This window comes from Bariatricus sp. HCP28S3_F11, from assembly GCF_052065395.1.
In the GTDB taxonomy this organism is placed as follows: domain Bacteria; phylum Bacillota; class Clostridia; order Lachnospirales; family Lachnospiraceae; genus Allocoprococcus.
Map to the genome: position 1 here is coordinate 1 of NZ_JBQHUC010000115.1, position 609 is coordinate 609.

Genomic DNA, 609 nt, shown 5'->3' on the forward strand with positions numbered 1-609 from the left:
GTCGAAAGCATCCCTTCGGCATAGATGTACTGTGAGTATGGAAGAATAGCCACAAATACAACAATCGTCAGAATCTCACCGGTAAGAGGATCGGTCATGTTAAATGTCTGCCCAGCGAAATCGACCTCCATCTTCTGTGCAATAACTGCACCGAAATGCGCAGTTTCATAGTTTTCCTCACACCATCGGTTAAAAAGCTCACAGTACTGGCGGTACTGATAGAAACGCTTGCCTTCTTCAGCACACTTTTTTGAGTAGCGATTCCATAGAAAAACGAGAGTCATGTTTTTCCTTGTGGCCATAAGTCTGGCCGCTTCCTCATAATCAGGGTATTCAATGGATTCATTACGACCTGGGGAACCGGGAATGGATCCATACACTAATTCAGCAATACCGTAGTTAGTGATACCCGGTGGCAAAGGATAAGAAAGGTTTTCGCACTTCTCAAATGCTCTGAGGAAGTCATTGACTCCTGATTTACTTACGCTAAGCTGTCGGGCAATTTCACTTCCTGACATGGAAAGCGCATAACGTTTGATAATGATGTTTTTGTAGTCCAGCATACATCATCCTCCTAAGAAATATATTTTCATCTGATAGATGAATGAA

The 609-nt window shown here is 42.9% G+C and carries 1 pseudogene; it reads right to left on the bottom strand.

The features are described from left to right. Positions 1 to 563, bottom strand: a pseudogene (locus ACTNBR_RS16525) (hypothetical protein); the annotation flags it as partial. Between the last annotated feature and the right edge of the window lie 46 nt (positions 564 to 609).